This is a genomic window from Streptomyces sp. NPDC017991, from assembly GCF_044328075.1.
GTDB lineage: Bacteria > Actinomycetota > Actinomycetes > Streptomycetales > Streptomycetaceae > Streptomyces.
Genome location: NZ_JBIRGP010000005.1, coordinates 275,303 through 300,679, shown reverse-complemented (window position 1 = coordinate 300,679; position 25,377 = coordinate 275,303). Strand labels below are relative to the sequence as shown.

The 25,377-nt window shown below is 70.7% G+C and carries 21 protein-coding genes; 13 read left to right on the top strand and 8 right to left on the bottom strand.

All coding sequences use genetic code 11. From position 1 onward, the window contains the following. Positions 1 to 224: 224 nt before the first annotated feature. Positions 225 to 1,343: a nicotinate-nucleotide--dimethylbenzimidazole phosphoribosyltransferase gene (gene cobT, locus ACH4DZ_RS17635; protein ID WP_398288023.1), complete on the bottom strand. Its 1,119-nt coding sequence runs from the start codon at positions 1,341 to 1,343 to the stop codon at positions 225 to 227. 200 nt (positions 1,344 to 1,543) lie between these two features. Between cobT and ACH4DZ_RS17630 the strand changes: the two genes are divergently transcribed. Beyond that, entirely contained in the window at positions 1,544 to 2,716 is a 1,173-nt protein-coding gene (locus ACH4DZ_RS17630; RefSeq protein WP_398288022.1) for a class I SAM-dependent methyltransferase, read from the top strand. A 46-nt stretch (positions 2,717 to 2,762) separates the two neighbouring features. Here the strand turns inward: ACH4DZ_RS17630 and ACH4DZ_RS17625 are convergent, their stop codons facing one another. Beyond that, positions 2,763 to 3,962 (bottom strand): bifunctional adenosylcobinamide kinase/adenosylcobinamide-phosphate guanylyltransferase, encoded by a 1,200-nt coding sequence (locus ACH4DZ_RS17625; protein WP_398288021.1) that lies wholly within the window; start codon positions 3,960 to 3,962, stop codon positions 2,763 to 2,765. Between the two features lie 238 nt (positions 3,963 to 4,200). Between ACH4DZ_RS17625 and ACH4DZ_RS17620 the strand changes: the two genes are divergently transcribed. After that, positions 4,201 to 4,413 (top strand): hypothetical protein, encoded by a 213-nt coding sequence (locus tag ACH4DZ_RS17620; protein ID WP_398288020.1) that lies wholly within the window; start codon positions 4,201 to 4,203, stop codon positions 4,411 to 4,413. Between the two features lie 163 nt (positions 4,414 to 4,576). Here ACH4DZ_RS17620 and ACH4DZ_RS17615 read toward each other — a convergent pair whose 3' ends face one another. Continuing rightward, entirely contained in the window at positions 4,577 to 5,278 is a 702-nt protein-coding gene (locus tag ACH4DZ_RS17615) for a class I SAM-dependent methyltransferase (RefSeq protein ID WP_398288019.1), read from the bottom strand. A gap of 83 nt (positions 5,279 to 5,361) precedes the next feature. Further along, positions 5,362 to 5,988, bottom strand: coding sequence for a DUF3043 domain-containing protein (locus tag ACH4DZ_RS17610; RefSeq protein ID WP_398288018.1), 627 nt, complete (start codon positions 5,986 to 5,988; stop codon positions 5,362 to 5,364). A gap of 311 nt (positions 5,989 to 6,299) precedes the next feature. Between ACH4DZ_RS17610 and ACH4DZ_RS17605 the strand changes: the two genes are divergently transcribed. From ACH4DZ_RS17605 to ACH4DZ_RS17585, 5 genes are all read left to right on the top strand, one after another. After that, a complete protein-coding gene (locus ACH4DZ_RS17605) occupies positions 6,300 to 7,103 on the top strand; it encodes a PspA/IM30 family protein (protein ID WP_398288017.1) in 804 nt (267 codons plus the stop codon). A gap of 41 nt (positions 7,104 to 7,144) precedes the next feature. Then, entirely contained in the window at positions 7,145 to 7,423 is a 279-nt protein-coding gene (locus tag ACH4DZ_RS17600; protein ID WP_398288016.1) for a hypothetical protein, read from the top strand. A gap of 337 nt (positions 7,424 to 7,760) precedes the next feature. Beyond that, positions 7,761 to 9,089 carry a sensor histidine kinase gene (locus tag ACH4DZ_RS17595; RefSeq protein ID WP_398288015.1) on the top strand — a complete coding sequence of 443 codons (1,329 nt, stop codon included), beginning with the start codon at positions 7,761 to 7,763 and terminating at the stop codon, positions 9,087 to 9,089. Then, positions 9,086 to 9,763, top strand: coding sequence for a response regulator transcription factor (locus ACH4DZ_RS17590; protein ID WP_248779536.1), 678 nt, complete (start codon positions 9,086 to 9,088; stop codon positions 9,761 to 9,763). Before ACH4DZ_RS17595 ends, ACH4DZ_RS17590 begins: the two co-directional genes overlap by 4 nt. 199 nt (positions 9,764 to 9,962) lie before the next feature. Then, entirely contained in the window at positions 9,963 to 13,061 is a 3,099-nt protein-coding gene (locus tag ACH4DZ_RS17585; RefSeq protein WP_398288014.1) for an efflux RND transporter permease subunit, read from the top strand. A gap of 65 nt (positions 13,062 to 13,126) precedes the next feature. Here ACH4DZ_RS17585 and nadA read toward each other — a convergent pair whose 3' ends face one another. Continuing rightward, the gene (gene nadA / locus ACH4DZ_RS17580) at positions 13,127 to 14,311 is read right to left on the bottom strand and encodes a quinolinate synthase NadA (protein ID WP_398288013.1); all 1,185 of its coding nucleotides are present in this window, start codon (positions 14,309 to 14,311) and stop codon (positions 13,127 to 13,129) included. 339 nt (positions 14,312 to 14,650) lie between these two features. Here nadA and ACH4DZ_RS17575 point away from each other — a divergent pair, with 339 nt between their 5' ends. Beyond that, on the top strand, positions 14,651 to 15,007 hold the full coding sequence (locus ACH4DZ_RS17575) for a HesB/IscA family protein (RefSeq protein ID WP_398288012.1): 357 nt from the start codon (positions 14,651 to 14,653) through the stop codon (positions 15,005 to 15,007). Positions 15,008 to 15,160: 153 nt separating this feature from the next. On the opposite strand, the gene ACH4DZ_RS17570 is transcribed toward ACH4DZ_RS17575, so the two are convergent. Together ACH4DZ_RS17570 and ACH4DZ_RS17565 are read right to left on the bottom strand one after the other, a co-directional pair. Continuing rightward, positions 15,161 to 16,753 carry a hypothetical protein gene (locus tag ACH4DZ_RS17570; RefSeq protein WP_398288011.1) on the bottom strand — a complete coding sequence of 531 codons (1,593 nt, stop codon included), beginning with the start codon at positions 16,751 to 16,753 and terminating at the stop codon, positions 15,161 to 15,163. A 266-nt stretch (positions 16,754 to 17,019) separates the two neighbouring features. After that, entirely contained in the window at positions 17,020 to 17,265 is a 246-nt protein-coding gene (locus ACH4DZ_RS17565) for a hypothetical protein (RefSeq protein ID WP_398288010.1), read from the bottom strand. 171 nt (positions 17,266 to 17,436) lie between these two features. Between ACH4DZ_RS17565 and ACH4DZ_RS17560 the strand changes: the two genes are divergently transcribed. Continuing rightward, positions 17,437 to 18,411: a carbohydrate kinase family protein gene (locus tag ACH4DZ_RS17560; RefSeq protein ID WP_398288009.1), complete on the top strand. Its 975-nt coding sequence runs from the start codon at positions 17,437 to 17,439 to the stop codon at positions 18,409 to 18,411. A gap of 264 nt (positions 18,412 to 18,675) precedes the next feature. Here the strand turns inward: ACH4DZ_RS17560 and ACH4DZ_RS17555 are convergent, their stop codons facing one another. Further along, positions 18,676 to 20,076: a cysteine desulfurase/sulfurtransferase TusA family protein gene (locus ACH4DZ_RS17555; protein ID WP_398288008.1), complete on the bottom strand. Its 1,401-nt coding sequence runs from the start codon at positions 20,074 to 20,076 to the stop codon at positions 18,676 to 18,678. 720 nt (positions 20,077 to 20,796) lie between these two features. Between ACH4DZ_RS17555 and coxB the strand changes: the two genes are divergently transcribed. From coxB to ACH4DZ_RS17535, 4 genes are all read left to right on the top strand, one after another. Then, on the top strand, positions 20,797 to 21,756 hold the full coding sequence (gene coxB, locus ACH4DZ_RS17550) for a cytochrome c oxidase subunit II (protein ID WP_398288007.1): 960 nt from the start codon (positions 20,797 to 20,799) through the stop codon (positions 21,754 to 21,756). Next, positions 21,753 to 23,489, top strand: a complete 1,737-nt coding sequence (gene ctaD, locus ACH4DZ_RS17545) for a cytochrome c oxidase subunit I (RefSeq protein ID WP_398288006.1) — start codon at positions 21,753 to 21,755, stop codon at positions 23,487 to 23,489. The genes coxB and ctaD overlap by 4 nt, the downstream gene beginning before the upstream one ends. Continuing rightward, entirely contained in the window at positions 23,486 to 23,884 is a 399-nt protein-coding gene (locus ACH4DZ_RS17540; protein ID WP_398288005.1) for a cytochrome c oxidase subunit 4, read from the top strand. Before ctaD ends, ACH4DZ_RS17540 begins: the two co-directional genes overlap by 4 nt. A gap of 130 nt (positions 23,885 to 24,014) precedes the next feature. Beyond that, a complete protein-coding gene (locus ACH4DZ_RS17535) occupies positions 24,015 to 25,313 on the top strand; it encodes an Ig-like domain-containing protein (protein ID WP_398288004.1) in 1,299 nt (432 codons plus the stop codon). Positions 25,314 to 25,377: the final 64 nt, after the last annotated feature.

Genomic DNA, 25,377 nt, shown 5'->3' with positions numbered 1-25,377 from the left:
GCGGGGGCTGGCCGCGCAGTTCCCCGCGCCCCTGAAGAAGTCCGCCTGCGGGCCCGGTGGGGGCCACCCGCGCAGTTCCCCGCGCCCCCAAAACCGGCAGGGCCACAGCCCCACCGACAAGGGACGCGGGGAACGGCGCAGTCTTTCGGCCCTTAAGGGGCGCGGGGAACTGCGCGAACGGCCCCCACCGGACCCGCACCCGAAGCGCCGGGCCGAAGCACCCCCTACTCGGCCGCCAGGGCCTCCGTGGCGTCCAGGGCCCCCAGCCCCTCGGACCCCCCGGAGCCCACAGAGGCCGCAGAGGCCAAAGGCAACTCCGCCGCAAGCGCCGCAGCAGCCTGCACCAAAGGCAACGCGAGCAACGCCCCCGCCCCCTCCCCAACCGTCACCCCGTGCGAAAGCAGCGGTTCGAGCGCCATCCGGTCGAACGCCTTCGCCTGCGCCGGCTCCCCACTGCTCTGCCCGGCCAGCCACCAGTCCGGCGCCCGGAAGGCGACCCGCTGCCCGACCAGCGCACAGGCCGCCGACACGACCCCGTCGAGAATCACGGGCGTCTTGCGCACGGCACTCTGCAGCAGAAACCCGGTGATCGCCGCGAGATCCGCCCCGCCCACCGTCGCGAGCAACTGCAACTGGTCCCCGAGAACAGGACGGGCGCGACGCAACGCGTCGCGAACCGCCGCGCACTTGCGCATCCACGCCAGGTCGTCGATCGCCCGCCCCCCACGCCCGGTCACCACCGACGCGTCGGTCCCGCACAGCGCCGCCACCAGCACGGCCGCCGCGGTCGTCCCCCCGACACTCACATCCCCGAGCACGACGAGATCGGTCCCGGAGTCGGCCTCCTCGTCCGCGACGGCGACCCCCGCCCGGAACGCGGCCTCCGCCTCTTCCAGGGACAGCGCGTCCTCGATGTCGATCCGCCCGGACCCACGCCGCACCCGATGCCGTACGACCTCGTCGGGCAGGCTCTCCGGCTCGCAGTCGAGCGCCATGTCCACCACCCGCACGGGCACCCCGAGCCGCCGCGCCAGTACCGACACGGGACTCGCGCCGTCCAGCACGGAGCGCACCAGGTCGTCCGCGCTCCCGGCGGGCCGCGCCGAGACCCCCAGTCCGGCGACCCCGTGGTCGCCCGCGAACAGCACCACGCGCGGACGCTCGATCGCCCGCACCGGCACGGCCGCCTGCGCGGCGGCCAGCCACTCACCGAGTTCGTCCAGGCGTCCCAGTGACCCGGGCGGCACGACCTGACGCTCCCGGCGCGCCTCGGCGTCACGGCGTACGCCGCCGTCGGGGCGCTCGATCAGATCGGTGAAGTCGTCGAGATTAAGCGAGCTCATTCGCCGAACAGTACCGGCAGTGATCCGGCCGGGATCCTGACGGGCGGTCAGTGGTCCGCGCGGGGTGGGCGCCGCAAAGCCGGCGATCCCATGTGTGCCGGTTTGCAGTGGATTGTCATACCGGTTTGTATCAGCTGGTAGCGGCTCATATCAGCCTCTACAGGGTCTTACCCCGTCGGACCGGCAGGAGCAGACAGACCATGCCCCCCACACCCGTCACACCCCCGACCCCGGCCACACCCCCCACGCCCCCTACACCCCCCACAGCCGTCACGTCCGCCGCCCGGCAGTCCGTCGCCCAGCGCCGCGCCGTGTACCTGGGGGAGCTGGCCCAGGGCACCGACCGCTTCCACGAACCGCGCAGACCCGACTGCCCCTGGTGCGGTTCGGCGCGGCTGCGCACCCGGCTGCGTACCCCCGACCTGCTCCAGCACAAGCCCGGCACCTTCGTCGTCGACGAGTGCGAGGACTGCGCCCACGCCTTCCAGAACCCCCGCCTGACCACCGAGGGCCTCGCCTTCTACTACCGCGACTTCTACGAGAACCAGGACCCCGGCGAAGAACGCCAGGAGCACGAGGGCTTCGCCGAGCGGACCCTGCGCTCCCGCGCCGGCCGCCGCCGCCACGAGGCCGCGGCCCGCGCGATGCTCCCGTTCCCGGAGCCCGAGAGCTGGCTGGACGTCGGCACGGGACACGGCCACTTCCCGGCGGCGGCCAAGGAGTTGTTCACGTACACGTCCTTCGACGGCCTCGACCCCACCTCGCGCGTCGACAAGGCCCGGGCCGCGGGCCGGGTCGAGGAGGCGCACCGCGGCCGGCTGCCCGACCTGGTCGGCCGGCTGCGCGCCCGCTACGACGTGGTCAGCATGTTCCACCACCTGGAGCACAGTCCCGACCCGCGCGAGGAACTGCGCGCCGCGCTCGCCGTACTGCGCCCCGGCGGTCACCTGCTCGTCGAAGTCCCGGACCCGGACTGCGCGTTCGGCGCGCTGCTCGGCAAGTGGTGGGTGTCGTACTGCCAGCCGCAGCACCTCCACCTCATGCCGCTGCGCAACCTGCTCGACGAACTGGACGCACTGGGCTGCTCGGTCGTCTCCACCGACCGCCGCGAACCGCACGTCCCGTACGACCTGACCGGCGCCCTGGCCCTGGCGATCGGCAACCGGCTGCCGGGCGGCGACGAGCCCTGGCGCCCCGCCCCGCCGACCGACCTCCAGCGCACCCTCCGTACGGCCCTGACCCGGGCCACCGCCCCGCTGCTCGCCTCCGCCTTCGTACTGGACCACGCGCTGGCCCCACTCCTGCGCCGCACCCGCTTCTCGAACGCGTACCGGATCATCGCCCGCAAGAACCCGCGCGCGACCCACCTCTGAAGGGTTCCGACGGGCTCCGACGAGCTCTGAAGGCCTTCGACGGGTCTCAGCTCTTCAAGGCGACCGCCTGGCCCGCCACCACCAGCAGCACGTGCTCGCACTCGGTCGCGAACGCCGCGTTGAGGCGGCCCAGTTCGTCGCGGTAGCGGCGGCCCGAGGGGGTGGCGGGGACGATCCCGGAGCCGACCTCGTTGGAGACGGCGACCACCGTACGGCGCGACTCGCGGACGGCGGCCGTCAGCTCCTCGACGCGCGCCCGCAGCACGCGCTCGCCGCCACCGGCCCATTCGGCGTCGTCCCAGGCGTTCGCGGCGTCCATCGCGTCCGTCAGCCACAGCGACAGACAGTCGATCAGCAGCGCGGACCCGTCCTCCTTGAGGAGGGGTACGAGGTCACAGGTCTCGGCGGTACGCCAGGAGCCGGGGCGCCGCTCGCGGTGCGCGTGCACCCGGGCCGCCCACTCCCCGTCCCCGTTGCGCGCGCCGCCCGTCGCCACGTACAGCACGTCCGGGAAGGCCTCAAGCCGTCGCTCCGCCTCCACCGACTTGCCCGACCGGGCCCCGCCGAGGACCAGCGTCCGGCGCGGTACGTCGGGCACGTCCTCGTACACCCCGACGGTCAGCGTCCTGCCGTCCGGGACCGTCCGCGCCCCCGCGGCCGCGAGGCGCCGCCGCAGTTCCCGGCCGGGCGGCACGTCGTGGTCCAGGTGCACCGCGATCAAATCGGTGGCGGGACCCACCGCGCCCACCAGCCGCAGCCGGGCCAGCGCGTCCGGCCGCCCGACGACATCACCGACCACCATGTCGTACGTATCGGTCGTCTCGTCCAGGCCCGCGGGCGCCGCGCCCGGCGGCAGATAGAGCAGCCGCTGCCCGTCCGGGCCCGTGACCGCGTACCCGGTGCCCGGCGCGTCCATCGACAGCGCCCGTACCCGATGGCCCGTCAGCAGCGTCAGCTCCCGGCCGTCCGGCACCCGCCCCGGCTGCGGCAGCCCCGCCGGCACCTCCACGGCGGGCCCGTCGTGCGGGTGCGACAGCAGGACCTGGCGCACCCCGCTCAGCGAGTGCCCGGCCCGGGCCGCCGCGAAGGCCGCCCCGGGCGTCAGGTCCAGCAACAGCGTCCCGTCCACCAGGAGGGCGGTGGCCGCGCGGGCGTCCGCACCGAGCGCCACCGCGCAGACGGCGCACGAACAATCGGGCCTGGGCAGCCCCAGGGGGCCGCCGGTACCAAGCAGAGTCACTTCCACGGGCCCGATTTTCCCGTGTCGGCGCGGCTCGTGCCCGTCAGGGGGTGCACAAGGGCGCACCTCGGCCGGGGCGCGGACGAGCGCGCGAGCGGAGCGCGCACCCCCAGCACCGGCACCCCATGGTTCTCGACCTGCACTTTTGAACACCGGACCAGTGGCGGAGCGCCTAGGCTGACGGCGAGAGCCCGATCTTGCTCGGTACTTTCCCGGTACGTATGGGAACTTTTGGGAGGCTGACATGGCGGCATGGACGTGGCGGTTCGAGAAGGCCGACGGGACGGAAGTCCAGCCCGCGGTCCAGCCCGAGGAGTTCACCACCCAGGGCGACGCGGAGTCCTGGCTCGGCGAGAACTGGAAGGAACTGGCCGAGGGCGGAGCGGACCAGGTCCGGATCTTCGAGGACGCCGCGGAGATCTACGGCCCGATGAGCCTGCACGCCGAGGCGCCCTGACCTCGTAGATCGGTACGAGTCCTCGTGGTCCGTACGAGTCCCTGTGGTCCGTACGAGTCCCTGTGGTCCGTACGAGTGAGAGGCCGCGGCCGTACGAACCGGTCGCGGCCTTTTCGCTGTCCGGCCATGAAGCCGGCCGGGCAGCGAGGGAGAGCGGGGGGTTTCAGCCCCGTACGCCGCACAGGTGCAGCAGCGCCGCCACCCGGCGGTAGGGGTCGGTCCGGCCGGCCCGCTCCTCGGCGGCCAGCAGGGCGCCCACGTCGTCCGGCACCGCCGCGTCATCGGCGGCCGTGTCCGTGAAGACCCGCACCCCGTACCAGACGTGCAGCGGCGCGCCGATCCCGGCGAGGGTGCCGGTGAGGGTGTCGAGCCCGTCGGCGCGGACGACGAGCCCGAGCCGGTTGGTGTACGTGCTGGTGTCGAACGCGGTCAGCGTTCCCGCCCAGTCGCCGGCCAGCCCCGGCCGCATGGCCAGCGCGTCGGCGTTGCGCACCAGCAGGGACAGCAGCCCGCCGGGGGCCAGCATCCGGGCGAGCCCCGCGAGCAGCGCGTCGGGCTCCTCGACGTACATCAGTACGCCGTGGCACAGCACCACGTCGAAGCTGCCGGGCAGGAAGTGGACCCCGGTGTCGCGCCCGTCGCTCTCGACGATCCGGACCCGGCCGCGGATGCCCTCCGGCTCGGCGGCAAGGGCCTCTCGGGCCACGGAGATCATGGTGGAGTCCTGCTCGACGCCGGTCACCTGGTGCCCGGCCCGGGCCAGCCGCAGGGCCTGCGTGCCCTGGCCCATGCCCACGTCGAGCACCCGCAGCCGCTGCCCGACAGGGAAGCGCCCGGCTATCTGCTCGTCGAGCTGCCGGGCCACCAGCTCCTGCCGTACGACATCACGCAGCGCGCCCAGCTTGCTCAGCCAGGCATCCGCCGCGCCTCCCGGGAAGGGTGCCGCGCTCAGGGCCGCTCTCCGCGCTTGACCTGCGGCTTCGGCAGCCGGAGGCGACGCATCTGGAGGCTGCGCATCAGCGCGTACGCGACGGCGCCGCGCCTGGGCTCGTCCGGGAAGCGCGCGGCCAGCTGCTTCTTCAGGCGGATCGCGATGCCGACCGAGTCGAGCACGATCAGCACGATCACGAAGAGCCACATCAGCAGCGCGACGTTCTGCAGCTGGGCGATCCGGACCATGCTCAGGACGAGGATGACCACGGCGAGCGGCAGAAAGAACTCGGCGATGCAGAACCGCGAGTCGATGAAGTCACGCGCGAGCTTGCGCACCGGGCCCTTGTCACGGGCGGGCAGATAACGCTCGTCGCCGCTGGCCAGCGCCTGGCGCTGCTTCTCCATGTGGGCGCGGCGCTCGTCGCGCTGCCGCTTGGAGGCCTCCTTGCGCGACGTCGGCGTATTGGCCACGCTGCGGCGCTGGGACTGGGCCTCACTGCGCTTGGGAGTGGGCCTGCCCTTGGGGGCCTGCGGGTCACGGATCTGAGGGGAGTCGGTCACCGACGCCTTGTCGGCGTGGCCCTTCTCGTCTTTGGCGCGGCTACGGAACACAAAACCCAAGGGTAAGGGGTGCGGAGGCATGGACGTCGGCCGAGTGGGGAACGATCCGGCAACACCGGTCGTCTGTAGGGGGACAGGAGGCCTGAAATGGGGTGGTGGCGTGCGGTTGCGCGTGCCGGCCCCGGGACGACTCCGGAGCCGATCCGGACCGAACCCGGAGCGATCCCTGGGGGAACACCTACTCCCTACGCCGGAGCAAGATCGTCGTCAGTCGTCCTTGGGGATGAGCGCATCCGTCCCCGAACAGTGCGGTAATGGATGCAGGGCCCGTACTGTGGGTTCTGTTGCAGTCGCTGGAGCCGGAGTCCGTCAGAAGGGGGCGCGCGAAGCCCATGAGCGGTGTCATGAAGCGTATGGGGATGATCTTCCGCGCGAAGGCGAACAAGGCCCTTGACCGGGCCGAGGACCCGCGCGAAACCCTCGACTACTCGTACCAGAAACAGCTGGAGCTGCTGCAGAAGGTGCGCCGCGGCGTCGCCGACGTGGCGACCTCCCGCAAGCGCCTGGAGCTGCAGCTGAACCAGCTCCAGGGCCAGTCCTCCAAACTGGAGGACCAGGGGCGCAAGGCGCTCGCGCTGGGCCGCGAGGACCTCGCCCGTGAGGCGCTGTCCCGCCGGGCCGCTCTCCAGCAGCAGGTGACCGACCTGGAGACGCAGCACCAGACCCTGCAGGGCGAGGAGGAGAAGCTCACCCTCGCCGCGCAGCGGCTCCAGGCCAAGGTCGACGCATTCCGCACCAAGAAGGAGACGATCAAGGCGACGTACACGGCCGCCCAGGCGCAGACCCGGATCGGTGAGGCCTTCTCCGGCATCTCCGAGGAGATGGGCGACGTCGGGATGGCCATCCAGCGGGCCGAGGACAAGACCGCGCAGCTCCAGGCGCGGGCCGGTGCCATCGACGAGCTGCTCGCCTCCGGTGCTCTCGACGACCACTCCGGGCTCGCCAAGGACGACATCCAGACCGAGCTGGACCGGCTGTCCGGCGGCACGGACGTCGAGCTCGAACTGCAGCGGATGAAGGCCGAGCTGGCCGGGGGTTCCTCGTCCCAGCAGGCGATCGAGGGCGGTCAGGGTCAGACTCAGTCCCAGAAGCCGCAGTCGCAGTCGCAGGACACCCCGCGCTTCGACAAGCAGTAGGCGGTAGCAGGGGTGCGCGGTCCCACGCCGAGGAGGGCGTCATGATCGTACGGATCATGGGGGAGGGACAGGTGAGGCTGGACGACGGCCACCTCGCCGCACTGAACGCGCTGGACGACGAGCTCCTCGCGGAGACGCGGGCCGGGGACGAGGAGGGCTTCCGGCGGACGCTGGGAGCGCTGCTCGACGCGGTGCGCCGGCTGGGAGTTTCGCTCCCCGACGACTCCCTCGAACCCTCCGAGCTCATCCTGCCGTCGCCGGACGCGACGCTGTCGGAGGTCCGCGAACTCCTGACGGACGACGGCCTGTTCCCCGGCTGACACGTCCTTCGCCCCCGCCGCCCCTACCCTTCCCGTCACTGCATGGGGGCTGCGCCCCCAGACCCCCCTGTCGCGCTGACGCGCTCGTCCTCAAACGCCGGACGGGCTGAAAGACAGCGGACGGGCTGTGCGGCGTCTGCGGGACCGCCCCGCCTTCCAGGGGCGCGACCAACCCCCACGGTCCCGCGGACGACGCTCTGCGCGCGGCCCCGCCCTCCAGGGGCGCGGGGAACGGCGCGGTCAACCCCCACCGAACCGGCAGACGAACGCCCCGCAGCCGACCGCAAGGCCCGTCCCCGTTCCGCCCCCCGCCAGGGCCCCCGTACCGTAAAGAACCGTGAGCACACTGACGCGCGCAAGGAACTGGCTGCGGTCCCACCCCCTGGTGGCCGACGGCACCCTCGCCGCCGCGGTCCTCGCGTGCATGCTGGCCGGCTCCTTCGCGGAGCCGAACGGCCGGCACGGCGGCACGATGTGGGGCGCCCGCGCCCCCGACGCCCTCGGCCTCACCCTCATGCTGCTGGCCGCGACCACCCTGATCCTGCGCCGCAGACACCCGCTCTGGGTGCTCGCCGCGACCGGAGCCCTGTCCGTCGTGGAGTTCGTGACCGGCGACCCCCGCGCCCCCGTCGCGATGTCCGCCGTCGTCGCCCTCTACACCGTCGCCGCCGCCACCGACCGCCCCACCACCTGGCGCGTGGGCCTGCTCACCATGACGGTCCTGACCGCCTTCGCCATGCTCGCGGGACCCCTGCCCTGGTACGCCCAGGAGAACCTGGGAATCTTCGCCTGGACCGGCATGGCCGCCGCCGCGGGCGACGCGGTCCGCAGCCGCCGCGCCTTCGTGCACGCCATCAGAGAGCGGGCCGAGCGAGCCGAACGCACCCGCGAGGAGGAGGCCCGCCGCCGGGTCGCGGAGGAACGCCTGCGCATCGCCCGCGATCTGCACGACGTCGTCGCCCACCACATCGCCCTGGTCAACGTGCAGGCCGGAGTCGCCGCGCACGTCATGGACAAACGCCCCGACCAGGCGAAGGAGGCCCTCGCCCACGTCCGCGAGGCCAGCCGCTCCGCGCTCAACGAACTCCGCGCCACGGTCGGCCTGCTGCGACAGTCGGGCGACCCCGAGGCCCCCACCGAACCGGCCCCCGGCCTGCACCGCCTCGAAGAGCTCGTCGGCACCTTCCGCAGCGCGGGCCTGCCCGTCGAAGTGGCCCGCACCGACCAGGGCACGGCCCTGCCCGCCGCCGTCGACCTGGCCGCGTACCGCGTCATCCAGGAAGCCCTCACCAATGTGCGCAAGCACGCGGGCCAGGAGGCGAAGGCCGAGGTCAGCGTCGTACGGGTGGGACCGAACGTGGAGATCACCGTCCTGGACAACGGCCCCGGTGACGACGCGGCGGCCCGCCTGGAGGAGAACGGCGGCCACGGACTGCTCGGCATGCGCGAGCGGGTCACCGCGCTCGGCGGCACCTGCAGTGCGGGACCCCGCTACGGCGGCGGCTTCCGCGTGCATGCGATCCTGCCGGTCAAGAGCCGCGCCGGAGCCACCGCGTCCACGACCACCGCCTCCACGACCACCGCCTCCACGACCACCGCCTCCACGACCACCGCGTCCACGACGGCCACGTCCACGACCGAGGCAGCCAAGGGGAACCCCGTATGACGATCCGTGTCCTGCTCGCCGACGACCAGGCACTGCTGCGCAGCGCCTTTCGTGTCCTGGTCGACTCCGAGCCCGACATGGAGGTGGTCGGAGAGGCCTCGGACGGCGCGGAGGCGGTACGCCTCGCCCGCGAGGAGCGCGCCGACGTCGTGCTGATGGACATCCGGATGCCCGGCACCGACGGGCTCGCCGCGACCCGGCTCATCAGCGCCGACCCCGGCCTCGCCCACGTGCGCGTCGTCATGCTGACGACCTTCGAGGTCGACGAGTACGTGGTGCAGTCGCTGCGGGCCGGCGCCTCCGGCTTCCTCGGCAAGGGCTCCGAACCGGAGGAACTGCTCAACGCCATCCGCGTCGCGGCGGCCGGTGACGCCCTGCTATCGCCCGTCGCCACCAAGGGACTGATCGCGAAGTTCCTCGCGCAGGGCGGCGACGACGACCGCGACCCCGCCCGCGCCGAGCGCCTCGAAGCACTCACCGTCCGCGAGCGCGAAGTCCTCGTCCAGGTCGCCGGCGGCCACTCCAACGACGAGATCGCCGAACGCCTGGAAGTCAGCCCGCTCACCGTGAAGACGCACGTCAACCGTGCCATGGCCAAGCTGGGAGCCCGCGACCGGGCCCAACTCGTGGTGATCGCCTACGAGTCCGGACTGGTACGCCCAAGGGTGGAGTGAGCTCCACCCGTACGTACTGCGGGCGCGGTATGCGCCGTATAAGGAACGGGACCTGGGGGCGAGGGGAGTGCCCCCGCCGATGGCTCAGAGTGATAGGCGGACGCTCACATGAGCCCGTCGCGCCGCTCCCCACACACAGGCACCTGCCTCAAGACACACAGGCAACAGCCTCAAGCAACAGAAGAGAGACCCGTCACCCATGTCCTGGCTGTCCCGCTTCAGCCTCGCCCAGCGCGCCCTCATCGGGCTGATGTCGATCATCGCGCTCGTCTTCGGGGCGATAGCGATCCCGCAACTCAAGCAGCAGCTGCTGCCCACCATCGAACTGCCCATGGTGTCGGTCCTGGCGCCGTACCAGGGCGCGTCCCCCGACGTGGTCGAGAAGCAGGTCGTCGAGCCCATCGAGGACAACCTCGAAGCGGTCGACGGGATCTCCGGCGTCACCTCCACGGCCAGCGAGGGCAACGCCCTGATCATGGCCTCCTTCGACTACGGCAACGACTCCGCCCGGATCGTCGCCGACGTCCAGCAGGCCGTGAACCGCGCCCGCGTCCAGCTCCCGGACGACGTGGACCCGCAGGTGGTCGCCGGTTCGACCGACGACATCCCGACCGTGGTCCTCGCCGTCACCTCCGGCAAGGACCAGCAGGCCCTCTCGGACCAGCTGGACCGTACCGTCGTCCCCGCGCTGAAGGACATCGACGGCGTCGCCCAGGTCACGGTCGACGGCGTACGGGACCTTGAGGTCGCGGTCACGCCCGACGACGCGAAGCTCGCGAAGGCGGGGCTGACCACGGCCGCGCTCGGCCAGGCCCTCCAGGCGGGCGGCGCGACCGTACCGGCCGGATCCTTCGACGAGGACGGCAGCAACCGCACCGTCCAGGTCGGCGGCGGCTTCACCTCGCTGAAGCAGATCGAGGACCTGATGGTCACCGGCGAGGGCGGCAAGAAGCCCGTACGCCTGGCGACCGTCGCCACCGTCGCGGAGAAGCCCGCCCGGACGGAGTCCATCACCCGCACCGACGGCAAGCCCAGCCTCGCCGTCTCCGTCACCATGGACCACGACGGCAGCGCGGTCGCGGTCTCCGACGCGGTCCAGGACAAGCTGTCCGGGCTGCGCAAGGACCTCGGCTCCGGCGCCACCCTGACGGTCGTCAGCGACCAGGGCCCGGCCGTCTCCAAGTCCATCAAGGGCCTGACCACCGAAGGCGCGCTCGGACTGCTCTTCGCGGTCCTGGTCATCCTCGTCTTCCTGGCGTCGGTCCGCTCGACGCTGGTCACCGCCGTCTCCATCCCGATGTCGGTCGTCCTCGCGCTGATCGTGCTCTGGGTCCGCGACGAATCGCTCAACATCCTCACCCTGGGCGCCCTGACCATCGCCATCGGCCGGGTCGTCGACGACTCGATCGTGGTGCTGGAGAACATCAAGCGGCACCTCGGCTACGGCGAGGAGCGCCAGGAGGCGATCCTCAAGGCGGTACGCGAGGTCGCGGGCGCGGTCACCTCCTCGACGCTCACCACGGTCGCGGTCTTCCTGCCCATCGGCCTGACCGGCGGCATGGTCGGCGAACTGTTCGGCTCGTTCTCCCTGACGGTCACGGCGGCCCTGCTGGCCTCGCTGCTCGTCTCGCTGACGGTCGTCCCGGTCCTCTCGTACTGGTTCCTGCGCGCCCCCAAGGACGTGCGCGGAGCCGACCCGGAGGAGGCCCGCCGCAAGGCCGAGGAGAAGGAGGCCCGCAGCCGCCTCCAGCGCTTCTACGTCCCCGTCCTGCGCTTCGCCACCCGCCGCCGCCTCACCAGCGTGGCCATCGCGGTGGTCGTGCTCATCGGTACGTTCGGTATGACGCCCCTGCTGAAGACGAACTTCTTCGACCAGGGCGACCAGGAAGTCCTCACCGTCAAGCAGGAGCTGAAGCCCGGCACCAGCCTGGCCGCGACCGACGCCCAGGCGAAGAAGGTCGAGGGGATGCTCGCCGACGTCAAGGGCGTCGAGGACTACCAGGTCACGATCGGCTCCTCCGGCTTCATGGCCGCGTTCGGCGGGGGCACGGACACCAACCAGGCCTCGTACACCGTCAAGGTCGCCGACTCGGCCTCCTTCGACGACGTCCAGGGCAGCATCGAGGAAGGGCTCGGCAAGCTCTCCGGGATCGGTACGACGACGGTCGCGGCCGGTGACGGATTCGGCAGCCAGGACCTGAGCGTCGTGGTGAAGTCCGCCGACGGCGAGGTGCTGCGCGAGGCCGCGGAGAAGGTCCGCGACGAGGTCGCCGAGCTGGACGACGTCACCGACGTCACCAGCGACCTTGCCCAGTCGGTGCCGCGCATCTCGGTCAAGGCCAACGACAAGGCGGCGGCTGCCGGGTTCAACGACACCACGCTCGGCGCGGCCGTCGGCCAGGCCGTCCGCGGCACCACCAGCGGCAAGGCGATCCTGGACGACACCGAGCGGGACGTCGTCGTCACGTCGGCGAAGCCCGCCGAGACGCTGTCCGAGCTGAAGAACCTCAAGCTCGGCGCGGTGAAGCTCGGCGACATCGCGACGGTCAAGCTGGTCGACGGGCCGGTCTCGATGACCCGCATCGACGGTCAGCGCGCGGCCACCATCACGGCGAAGCCGACGGGCGACAACACGGGCGCGGTCAGCAACGAGTTGACGACGAAGCTCGACAAGCTGAAGCTGCCGGCCGGGGCCACGGCCTCCATCGGCGGTGTCTCCGAGGACCAGGACGACGCGTTCGCGTCCCTCGGCCTCGCGATGCTCGCGGCGATCGCGATCGTGTTCATGCTGCTGGTGGCGACCTTCCGGTCGCTGATCCAGCCGCTGATCCTGCTCGTCTCGATCCCGTTCGCGGCGACGGGCGCGATCGGTCTGCTCGTGGTGACCGGTACGCCGATGGGCGTGCCGTCGATGATCGGCATGCTGATGCTCATCGGCATCGTCGTCACCAACGCGATCGTGCTGATCGACCTGATCAACCAGTACCGCAAACAGGGCTACGGAGTCGTCGAGGCCGTGATCGAAGGCGGCAGGCACCGCCTCCGCCCGATCCTGATGACGGCCCTGGCGACCATCTTCGCCCTGCTGCCGATGGCCCTGGGCATCACCGGCGAGGGCGGCTTCATCGCCCAGCCGCTCGCGGTGGTGGTGATCGGCGGCCTGATCACCTCGACGCTGCTGACCCTGCTCCTCGTACCGACGCTCTACGCGATGGTCGAACTCCGCAAGGAACGCCGCGCGAAGAAGAAGTCCGCGAAGCGGGAGGCTACCGCCGAGCGGGAGGCCGTGGGGGTGTAGGTCACCGAACGCGCAGTTCCCCGCGCCCCTTGGAAGGGACGCGGGGAACTGCGCTTTTTTCGGCTCTACGGCAGTGCCAGCATCCGTTCCAGCGCCAGCTTGGCGAACTGCTCCGTCTCGCGGTCCACCTCGATGCGGTTGACGAGGTTGCCCTCCGCCAGGGACTCCAGGGTCCAGACCAGGTGGGGGAGGTCGATGCGGTTCATCGTCGAGCAGAAGCAGACCGTCTTGTCGAGGAAGACGATCTCCTTGCCCTCGGGCGCGAACCGGTTCGCCAGGCGGCGGACCAGGTTCAGCTCCGTGCCGATGGCCCACTTGGAGCCGGCCGGAGCCGCCTCCAGCGCCTTGATGATGTACTCCGTGGAGCCCACGTAGTCCGCGGCGCTCACGACCTCGTGCTTGCACTCGGGGTGCACGAGCACGTTCACGCCGGGTATCCGGGCGCGGACGTCCTCCACCGACTCCAGCGAGAAGCGGCCGTGCACCGAGCAGTGCCCGCGCCACAGGATCATCTTCGCGTTCCGCAGCTGCTCGGCGGTCAGGCCGCCGTTCGGCTTGTGCGGGTTGTAGAGGACGCAGTCGTCGAGCGACATCCCCAGGTCCCGTACGGCCGTGTTGCGGCCCAGGTGCTGGTCGGGAAGGAACAGCACCTTCTCACCCTGCTCGAACGCCCAGTTCAGCGCCTTCTCGGCATTGGACGACGTGCAGATCGTGCCGCCGTGCTTGCCCGTGAACGCCTTGATGTCCGCGGAGGAGTTCATGTACGAGACGGGCACGACCTGCTCGGCCACCCCGGCCTCGGTCAGCACGTCCCAGCACTCGGCGACCTGCTCGGCGGTGGCCATGTCGGCCATCGAGCACCCGGCGGCCAGGTCGGGCAGGACGACCTTCTGGTCGTCGGAGGTCAGGATGTCCGCCGACTCGGCCATGAAGTGCACACCGCAGAACACGATGTACTCGGCCTCGGGGCGTGCCGCGGCGTCCCTGGCCAGCTTGAAGGAGTCGCCCGTGACATCCGCGAACTGGATGACCTCGTCGCGCTGGTAGTGGTGGCCGAGCACGAACACCTTGCTGCCGAGTTTCTCCTTGGCGGCGCGGGCGCGCTCCACCAGATTCGGGTCGGACGGCGAGGGCAGGTCACCGGGACACTCGACGCCGCGCTCGCTCCGCGGGTCGGCCTCGCGGCCGAGCAGCAGCAGGGCGAGGGGCGTCGGCTGTACGTCGAGTTCCTGGGTCTGGGCGGTGGTCACGACACGCACCCTTTCTGTTCTGCGCCTCGCTTGGACCGTCCGACTGGAGCGATCAAGCAGGACACGCCTTTTCGTCGAAATGACGCTATCTATCATAACCGGTTCATGTCACGTTGACGATGCCCATAGCGTCCATGTGACGTGAATCCCGTGGAGGTGGCTGTGAGGTCACCGGTAGCTGTCCGGCGAGGTTGTCCACAGGTCGTTTTCCGCTTCCGGGCGGGTGTGCGAGCATGAAGAGATAAGACAAAGACTCGACGCCCGGCCCGGAATGAATCCGCGGCCCCGCCGGTTGGAACCGTCGGCAAGCAGTCTCCGTACAACCCGGGAGAGAAGCAGATGTCCGTATCGGACGAGACCACCACCGTGAGCGACGGCATCCTCCTGTCGGACGCCGCCGCGGCCAAGGTCAAGGGCCTGCTGGAGCAGGAGGGCCGCGACGACCTGGCGCTGCGCGTCGCCGTCCAGCCCGGCGGCTGCTCGGGCCTGCGGTACCAGCTCTTCTTCGACGAGCGCTCCCTCGACGGCGACGTCGTCAAGGACTTCGGTGGTGTGAAGGTCGTCACCGACCGCATGAGTTCTCCGTACCTGGGCGGCGCCTCCATCGACTTCGTGGACACCATCGAGAAGCAGGGCTTCACGATCGACAACCCGAACGCGTCGGGGTCCTGCGCCTGCGGCGACTCGTTCAGCTAGTAGTCCGTGGCCATGGCCGGCAGTCCGTGGACATGGCCCGTAAGCCGTGGGCACGGCCCGTGAGCCGTGGTGACAGCGAAAGGCGGCGCCCCCTTCGACGGGGCGCCGCCTTTCGCGTTCTCGCACCGACAAGCCGTGGGTGCTGACCGGCCGTTATCCGGTCGGGTCGGGCAGGTCCTTCTCCTGGGGCACGGCCTTGCCGTCCGAGCCGACCACCTTCCGGTCCCCGAGCGGCTTGTCGAGGTCGATCTTCTCGTGGAAGACCTTGGCGATCAGGATGCAGACCTCGCCCTCGTCCGGCTCGTCGGTCACCCGGACCGTCACCGTGCCGCCGCTCTCGTCCGCCGAGGCCGAGTAGTCGCTGCACACACCGCCGGTGAAGCGCACGGTCAGTTCCTTGCCGTCCGCGCTGTAGCCCTCGACCCTGACGTCCCGGGTCGTGGGCGCCGCGCTCGTCCCGCCGCCGGGTTCGCTCGGGCGCGGGCTCGGCCACCCGGTCGGGCTGCCGCTCGGTTCGGCTTCCGGCGGCTGCGGAGCCGTCAGGTATTTCGGGTCGACCGCGGGATGGGTGACCGTGAAGCTGTCGTCGGTCCCCGAGGGCCGTACCTCGAAGAGCCAGGACGGCACCAGCGCCTGCCGGCCGTCCACGAAGTGCGCGGCGAGCCCGAACACCGCGTCCTCCACGACGACCGGAGCGGACTTCGGCGCCGCGCTCGACGCCTCGCACGGCGTCTCGTTCCTGTCCTTCAGCGGTACGGGGCTCGCGCAGCCGCCGATGCCCACGCGCCCGTCACCCGTCCCGGACCCGTTCAGCAGAGCGAGCGTCTTCTCGGCACTGATGACGGGGTACGTGTCCGTCTTCGCCGGCGCCTTCAACTGGCCGCTGCCGCCGACCACCTGGCCGTCCGGGCCGATCTGCACACCGGTCGTCCAGCCGTAGGTCGGCAGTCCGCCCACCTTCGGCTCCGCGTTCACCACGCGCACGGCGTCCATCAACTGACCGGCGTCGAGCTTCGCGTCGTCCTGGCCGACCGCCTTGAGGACCGGCGCCGCGGCCTTCTTCGCGGCGTCCGCGCTCACCGGGTCCACGTCGGCGCCCTTTGCGCTCTCGCTCCCGCCCGCGTTCCCGTCCGCGCCTCCGCTTCCTTCCGCGTTCCCGTCCGTGCTCCGGTTGGCGCACGTGATGGTGCTCTTGCAGTTGTCGGTGCCGGGGGCGAAGCGGCTGAACGTCCAGACGCCGGGGGCCTGCCTGCCCACGCGCAGACCGGACCCGAAGCCGTCCTTCGTGGCGCCGACCTTCCAGGCGTCGCCCTCCGCCTTCGGTGTGCCCTCCACGCCCAGCGCCTTGGCGAGCTTCGCCACCTCGGCCGCCGTGACCGTGCCCTTCGTCCGGTAGACGGCAGCCGAGGAGGGGCCGTCCGCCAGCTCGCCCTCGGCGCGGTAGGTCACGCCGTTCGGGTCGGGCTCACCGGGCGCGATGCCGCCCGTACCTGTGGTGCCGCTCGCACCGCTCTCCGTGTAGCCGTCGAGGGCGAGGAGCGGCGGAGTCCCGTCGCCACGCGGCGTACCGGAACTGTCCTTGCCTCCGGAGCCGCCGGTCGCGGTGGCGGCGAAGTACGCCCCGCCGCCTCCGACCAGGAGTACGGCGGCCGCCACCGAGGCGACGGCCACCGGCGAACGCCGTCGGCGCGGCTGGTCCTCGTCGGCGGCTTCGGCCGCTTCGTTGTCGGGTCGCTCGGTGTCCACCGCATTACTCCTTCTGCCACGCCGTCGTCCCACGGGACCCACCCCCGACCGGACAGCGCCGGATCGGGGCAGAGCGGGGTCGTATCCTGCCTCCCCTTTACGGGGGACAGCGATGGGACGCGGCGGGGGAGCGTGCGGTTCCCTTCAGGGGGAGCGGGTTCGAGATCGGCGGGCTCGGTGGGGCCGGGTCGGCCTCGGCGGGCCTCGATGGGCCTTTACGGGCCGTCTTCACGGGTCTTTACGGGCCTTACGGGCCCCGGAGGTGATCAGTCGCCGTAGTCGGACATGCCGTCCAGCAGGCGGGCGGAGGCCGGCGGCACGGTCACGCCGAGGATGAGTGCCGGGGACACCGGGCGGGCAGTGATCCGGGCGGGGGCCTCCCAGTGCGGGACCATCCGCGCGCAGTCGCCCCGCAGCTCCGCGAGACCGCCTTCGCGGCCTTTGACGGCGTCGAGGGCGTCTAGGGCTTCGAGACCGAGCGGAGCGTCGCCATGGATCCTGATGTTCGTCATAACGGAACCGTATGCACCGGAAGCCGGACGGAAAAGCCCTACTATCGGGTAGTTCTGCCTGCTTCGAGGTCGGGACCTCCCGCGGACTCCAGCGGGACCCCACCGCCGTCTGAACGCCGACCCGATAGCGTGAACTGTCAATCCCCCTCCTCGCAGGAGTGTGTCCTAGCCGTGCGTATCGCTGTCTCGGGCTCCATCGCCACCGACCACCTCATGACCTTCCCCGGCCGCTTCGCCGACCAACTGGTCGCGGATCAGCTGCACACGGTCTCCCTCTCCTTCCTGGTCGACAATCTGGACGTACGCCGGGGCGGCGTGGGCGCGAACATCGCCTTCGGCATGGGCCAGCTCGGCTCGTCGCCCATCCTGGTCGGGGCCGCGGGCTCCGACTTCGACGAGTACCGGGCCTGGCTGGACCGGCACGGCGTCGACACCGAGTCCGTCCGGATCTCCGAGGTGCTGCACACCGCGCGCTTCGTCTGCACCACGGACGCCGACCACAACCAGATCGGCTCCTTCTACACGGGTGCCATGAGCGAGGCCCGCCTCATCGAGCTCAAGAAGGTGGCCGACCGGGTGGGCGGGCTCGACCTCGTCCTCATCGGCGCGGACGACCCCGAGGGGATGCTCCGGCACACCGAGGAGTGCCGGAGCCGCTCGATCCCCTTCGCGGCCGACTTCTCCCAGCAGATCGCCCGCATGGACGGCGACGAGATCCGGCTGCTGCTCGACGGGGCGACGTACCTCTTCTCGAACGAGTACGAGAAGGGGCTCATCGAGTCCAAGACCGGCTGGAGCGACGCCGAGATCCTGTCCCGGGTCGGTCACCGGGTGACGACGCTCGGGGCGCGCGGTGTGCGCATCGAGGCCGTCGGCTCGGACCCGATCGAGGTCGGCGTCCCGGAGGAGACGGCGAAGGTCGACCCGACGGGGGTCGGGGACGCCTTCCGGGCGGGGTTCCTGTCGGGGCTGGCGTGGGGTGTCGGGCACGAGCGGGCTGCGCAGGTCGGGTGCATGCTGGCGACGCTGGTCATCGAGACCAAGGGGACGCAGGAGTATCAGTTGCGGCGGTCGCACTTCCTTGACCGCTTCACCAAGGCGTACGGGCATGACGCGGCGGTGGAGGTTCAGGGGTATCTGGCTTAGGCCCTCGGCGGCGGCGGCGGGGGTGGGCGGGGCCGGGGTGGCTGGGGTTGTTCGTCGGCTGCGGGTGCGTGGGGGCTGATCGCGCAGTTCCCCGCGCCCCTGAAAGACGAAAGGCGGTCGGCCCGCGCCGTTCCCCGAGCCTCTTAGGGGCACGAGGAACTGCGCGGGTGACCATGAATGTGGCCGCAGTCGCCGATGGGCCGTGCCACCCCGGCTCGGCAGCGTTTGTACGGTGGCGGCCGTGGCGCCCGGGCGCGGGAGCGGCTAAACGGCCACGCGGCGGACCAGGTACGCCGTACCCCGGGCCGCCGGCTCCTCACCCACGTACTCCTGCCCCCGCATCTCGCACCACGCCGGAATGTCCAGCCGCGCCGCCTCGTCGTCCGAGAGGACCCGGACGGTGCCGCCGAGGGGGACCGCGGTGATCACCTTGGCGAGTTCGATCACAGGGATGGGGCAGCGTCTGCCGAGGGCGTCCACGACCAGGGCGTCCGGGGCAGGGGAAGCGGCCCGGACCGGGGCCACCGTGGCGGCCGTCGGAGCGCCCAGCTTCTCGCGGACCGCGGCGACCGCGACGGGCAGGACGGACAGGAAGCGGTCCACCTCCTCCGCCGGAGTGGCCAGCGGCAACGACACCCGCACGTTGCCCTCGCTCAGCACACCCATCGCCTTCAGCACATGGCTGGGCGTCAGCGTGCTGCTCGTGCAGGACGACCCGGACGAGACCGAGAACCCTTCACGGTCCAGCTCGTGCAGCAGTGTCTCTCCGTCGACATAGAGACAGGAGAAGGTCAGGAGATGGGGCAGCCGGGTGACCGGATCGCCCACCACCTCCACGTCCGGGACCAGTTCGGGCACCCGCGCGCGGATCCGGTCCGTCAGCCCCCGCAGCCGGACCGACTCGGCGGCGGCCTCGGCCCGTACGGCCCGCAGGGAGGCCGCCGCGGCGACGACGGCGGGGATGTTCTCGAAGCCCGGAGAGCGCCCCGACTCCCGCTCGTCGGCGGGGCCTTGAGGCGCGTACCGCACCCCCTTGCGCACGGCGAGCACTCCGACGCCCGCGGGCCCGCCCCACTTGTGGGCGCTGCCCGTCAGCAGTGACCAGCCACCCTCGACCGGCCCCCAGGCCAGCGACTGCGCGGCGTCCACCAGCAGTGGTACGCCCGCCTCGCGGCACGCTTCGGCGACCGCGGCCACCGGCTGGCGCGTACCCACCTCGTGGTTGGCGGACTGGAGGCAGGCGAGCGCGGTGTCGGGGCGCAGGGCGTCCGCGTACGCGGCGGGGGAGACCGCGCCTGTTCGCAGAACGGGCACTTCGGACACCGTTCCGCCGGTTCGGCGGTGCGACTCCGCCGAATGGAGTACCGAAGAGTGTTCGACCGCTGACACGATCAGGTGACGTCCGACGCGGTGCCGTCCGGCGAGCGCGCCGGCGATGCCCGTGTGCACGGCGCGGGTGCCGGACGTCGTGAACACCAGCTCGTCCGGGCGGCAGCCGATCGCCTCGGCGGCGGTCTCGCGGGCGGCGTCCAGGAGCATCCTGGCGCGCCTGCCCTCGCGGTAGAGGCGGGCGGGGTCTGCCCAGCCTTCGTCGAGCGAGGCGTGCAGGGCCTGGCGGGCCACGGGGTGGAGGGGGGCGGACGACGCGGCGTCGAAGTAGGACACGACGTTCACGCTATGCGGTCGCCTCCGGCGGGGGTAACCGGGGCCGACGCGTCGGCTGCGGGCCGGTGGGGGCGGGCCGCGCAGTTCCCCGCGCCCCTTGAGGGCGTGGGGCTGCTGTCCCCCGGCGCCCTTGAACGGCGCAAGGCAAAAGATTGCGCCGTTCCCCGCGCCCCCAAAAGATCGGGGCCGGGGCGAAGCCCCTCCCCGAGGGGCGCGGGGAACCACGACGCACCCGCACCCGTCAACGAACAGCCCCACCCGCCCCTCAGGGGCGCGGGGAACTGCGCGGCCGGCCACGACGCACCCGCACCCATCAGACGAACGGCCTGCCCCACTCTGCAGGGGCGCGGGGAACGGCGCGGGCAACCACGACGCACCCGCAGCCGTCGACGAACCGCCCCGCCCCGCCTCGCCCCGCCCCGCCCCGCAGGGCCCGCGGGGAACCGCCCGGCCCGCCCCCGCCGGCCCGCAGCCGGTGGCGAACCGTGGCGTCCACGAACGCGCACACCCGAACGCCCCGTCACATGCCTCGCAGAGCCCCGTATTCCACCCCTTCGGGGTGAGTGGCGGCGCGTTGGGGACCCTCCCCGCGCGACCCCAAAAAGCGTCCAGTAGGGTTTGGTCCGCATAAACATCCAAACCCTGCCCGACGCAGGGCGGCGACCGACCAGCGAGAAGGCCGCAGCCAACCGCGCGGGCGAGACTCTCGGAAGGCGCTACGTGAGTCCCTACGGCTCCGACCGCTCGCCGCGGCGCCCGATGCGGCGGAAGCTGCTGCAGGCACTGACTGCGGGTCTGGTCCTGGCGACCGCGACCGGTTGCACATACAAGGACTTCCCCCGCCTTGGTATGCCCACCCCGACCACGGAAGAGGCTCCCCGGATCCTCTCCCTGTGGCAGGGCTCGTGGGCCGCAGCACTCGCCACGGGCGTGCTGGTCTGGGGCCTGATCCTGTGGAGCGCGTTCTTCCACCGGCGCAGCCGCACCAAGGTCGAAGTTCCCCCGCAGACCCGGTACAACATGCCCATCGAGGCGCTGTACACGGTGGTCCCCCTCATCATCGTCTCGGTGCTGTTCTACTTCACAGCCCGTGACGAGTCGAAGATCCTCAGCCTCGACAAGAAGCCCGACGTCACGGTCAACGTCGTCGGCTTCCAGTGGAGCTGGGGCTTCAACTACATCGAGAACGTCGACGGCTCGACCGGTGACGCGAAGACCGACAAGAACCTGGACGCGATCCCGGATCGCTTCAAGAAGGACTTCCCGGCGGCCGCCGGCGGGGTCTACGACGTCGGTACGCCCGCCTCGAAGAACCCGCAGACGCTCAACCCGGGTCCGACCCTCTGGCTCCCCAAGGGCAAGACGGTCCGCTTCGTCCTCACTTCGCGTGACGTCATCCACTCCTTCTGGGTGGTGCCGTTCCTCATGAAGCAGGACGTCATCCCGGGGCACACCAACTCCTTCCAGGTGACTCCCAACAAGGAGGGCACCTTCCTGGGCAAGTGCGCCGAACTCTGCGGCGTCGACCACTCCCGGATGCTCTTCAACGTGAAGGTCGTCTCTCCCGAGCGTTACGAGGACCACCTCAAGAAGCTCGCCGAGAAGGGTCAGACCGGTTACGTCCCGGCCGGCATCGAGCAGACGGACCACGAGAAGAACCGGGAGACGAACAACCTGTGAGCATCCTCAATGAACCTCAGGGTGCCGCCGCGGCTGAAGACTCGTACGAGAGCGAGCTGCCAGTACGGCGCAAGCAGCCCGGCAACGTCGTGATCAAGTGGCTGACCACCACGGACCACAAGACGATCGGCACGATGTACCTGGTCACGTCGTTCGCGTTCTTCTGCATCGGCGGCGTCATGGCGCTGCTGATGCGCGCCGAGCTGGCCCGTCCCGGCACGCAGATCATGTCGAACGAGCAGTTCAACCAGGCGTTCACGATGCACGGCACGATCATGCTGCTGATGTTCGCGACACCGCTGTTCGCGGGCTTCACGAACTGGATCATGCCGTTGCAGATCGGTGCGCCGGACGTGGCGTTCCCGCGGCTGAACATGTTCGCCTACTGGCTGTACCTGTTCGGCTCGCTCATCGCGGTGGGTGGCTTCCTCACCCCGCAGGGCGCGGCCGACTTCGGCTGGTTCGCCTACAGCCCGCTGTCGGACGCGGTCCGCTCGCCGGGCATCGGCGCCGACATGTGGATCATGGGTCTGGCCTTCTCGGGCTTCGGCACCATCCTGGGCGCGGTCAACTTCATCACCACCATCATCTGCATGCGCGCGCCCGGCATGACGATGTTCCGTATGCCGATCTTCGTGTGGAACGTGCTGCTCACCGCGGTCCTGGTGCTGCTCGCCTTCCCCGTGCTCGCCGCCGCGCTGTTCGCGCTGGAGGCGGATCGGAAATTCGGCGCACACATCTTCGACTCGGCCAACGGCGGAGCGTTGCTGTGGCAGCACCTCTTCTGGTTCTTCGGGCATCCCGAGGTGTACATCATCGCGTTGCCGTTCTTCGGCATCATCAGTGAGGTCATCCCGGTCTTCTCCCGCAAGCCGATGTTCGGCTACATGGGCCTGATCGGCGCGACCATCGCCATCGCGGGCCTGTCCGTGACGGTGTGGGCGCACCACATGTACGTCACCGGCGGTGTGCTGCTGCCGTTCTTCTCCTTCATGACGTTCCTCATCGCCGTCCCGACAGGCGTGAAGTTCTTCAACTGGATCGGCACCATGTGGAAGGGGTCACTGAGTTTCGAGACCCCGATGCTGTGGGCCACCGGCTTCCTGATCACCTTCACCTTCGGTGGTCTGACCGGTGTCATCCTGGCCTCGCCGCCGATGGACTTCCACGTCTCGGACTCGTACTTCGTGGTGGCGCACTTCCACTACGTGGTGTTCGGCACGGTCGTGTTCGCGATGTTCTCCGGCTTCCACTTCTGGTGGCCGAAGTTCACCGGCAAGATGCTCGACGAACGCCTCGGGAAGATCACCTTCTGGACGCTGTTCATCGGCTTCCACGGGACGTTCCTCGTCCAGCACTGGCTGGGCGCCGAGGGCATGCCGCGTCGTTACGCGGACTACCTCGCGGCCGACGGCTTCACCGCGCTGAACACCATCTCGACGATCAGCTCGTTCGTACTGGGCCTGTCGATCCTGCCGTTCTTCTACAACGTGTGGAAGACGGCCAAGTACGGCAAGAAGGTCGAGGTCGACGACCCGTGGGGGTACGGCCGTTCGCTGGAGTGGGCCACGTCCTGCCCGCCGCCGCGGCACAACTTCCTCACGCTGCCGCGGATCCGTTCCGAATCCCCGGCGTTCGACCTGCACCACCCCGAGATCGCCGCTCTCGACCAGCTGGAGAACGCCGGTCACGGTGAGAAGGCCCTCGCCGGCGGCAAGGAGGCGGGCAAGTGAAGGTCCAGGGCAAGATGTTCATCTGGCTCGCCGTCTTCATCCTCGTCATGGCGGTCGTCTATGGCGTGTGGTCGAAGGAGCCGGCCGGTACGACGGCGCTCTTCCTGGGCTTCGGCCTGAGCGTCATGATCGGCTACTACCTGTGGTTCACGGCCCGGCGGGTCGACACGGGCGCACAGGACAACAAGGAGGCCGACGTCGCGGACGACGCCGGTGAGGTCGGTTTCTTCAGCCCGCACAGCTGGCAGCCGCTCTCGCTCGGTATCGGCGGCGCGCTCGCCTTCCTGGGCGTCGTCTTCGGCTGGTGGCTGCTCTTCTTCTCGGCCCCGATCATCATGATCGGCCTGTGGGGCTGGGTCTTCGAGTACTACCGCGGAGAGAACCAGAATCAGTAACACGCGCTGAGCGCACGGAAGCCCGGACACTCCGTCAGGAGGTCCGGGCTTCCCCCTTTTGCCCTACGTCCCGTCCCCCGCACGGCCCAATAGGCGCGCCGCGACCGACCTCGGTTCCTACGCTCGGGGCATGAGCCACTCAGCTTCCTCCAGGGGCGCCGACGCCGGCCCGGCGCGCCCGCGGAACCGTACCGCCGTCGGCTGCACGGCGCTGATGGTCGCCATAGGCGCGGGCGTCACGGCCTGCGGCTCCGGCGGCCGTCCGCTCTCGTCAGAGCCGTACGACGCGGCGAAGGACCTCTCCTTCAGCGCCGCCGTGAGCGACGGCAGGAAGGCCGACCCGGACAAGCCGCTGGAGATCACCGCCAAGGACTCCGGCGGCCGGATCACCGACGTGACGGCCACGGACGCCGCAGGACGGTACGTGGCGGGCGAACTGACGGCCGACGGAGGCCGGTGGCACAGCACCTCGCCGCTGGCCGCAGGCGCCCACTACACGGTGCGGGTGAGCACCGAGGACGACGAGGGCGCGCTCGGACGCAGGGTCGTCGACTTCGAGACCAGCGTCCCGAGGACCAAGAAGCGGCTCGACGTGACGTTCGGCCCCGACAAGGGCACGTACGGCGTGGGCCAGCCCGTCACCGCCGAACTCAGCGCCCCGGTCAAGGACAGGGCGGCGCGCGCCGTCGTCGAGCGGGCTCTCAAGGTGCAGTCGCAGCCCGCCGTCGAGGGTGCCTGGCACTGGGTGGACGACAAGGAACTGCACTACCGCCCCAAGGAGTACTGGCCCGCCCAGGCGACTGTGCGGGCCCACAGCAACCTCGCGGGCATCAAGGTGGCCGAGCGCCTCTGGGGCGGCGTGGCCAAGCCCCTGACGCTCACCACGGGCGATCGGCTGGAGGCCGTGACGGACGCCGCGGCGCACTCGATGACGGTCTACCGCAACGGTGAGGCGATCAAGACGATCCCGGTCACCACCGGCAAGCCGGGCTTCGACACCCGCAACGGCGTCAAGGTGGTGCTGGGCAAGGAGTACTTCGTACGGATGCGCGGCACCAGCATCGGTATCGCCGAGGGCACCGCGGACTCCTACGACCTGCCCGTCTACTACGCCACCAGGGTCACCTGGAGCGGCGAGTACGTGCACGCCGCGCCCTGGTCGGCCGGCTCCCAGGGGGCCGCCAACGTCAGCCACGGCTGCACCGGGATGAGCACCGCCAACGCCGAATGGTTCTTCGAGACGGTCCGCGCCGGCGACCTCGTCAAGGTCGTCAACTCGTACGGCGACATGATGGACCCGTTCGGCAACGGCTTCGGCGACTGGAACCTCACCTGGAAGAACTGGCGCAAGGGCAGCGCCCTGACAGCCAGTACCCCGGAGGGCCCACCCCCCGGGTCCCGCCTGAGACTCAGCCCGGAGCCCGCGTAACCCTCCTGAGGGCCCCGCAGAGCCCGAGAGAGGCCGCAAGGCCCTTCAGGGGACCCCCAACGGC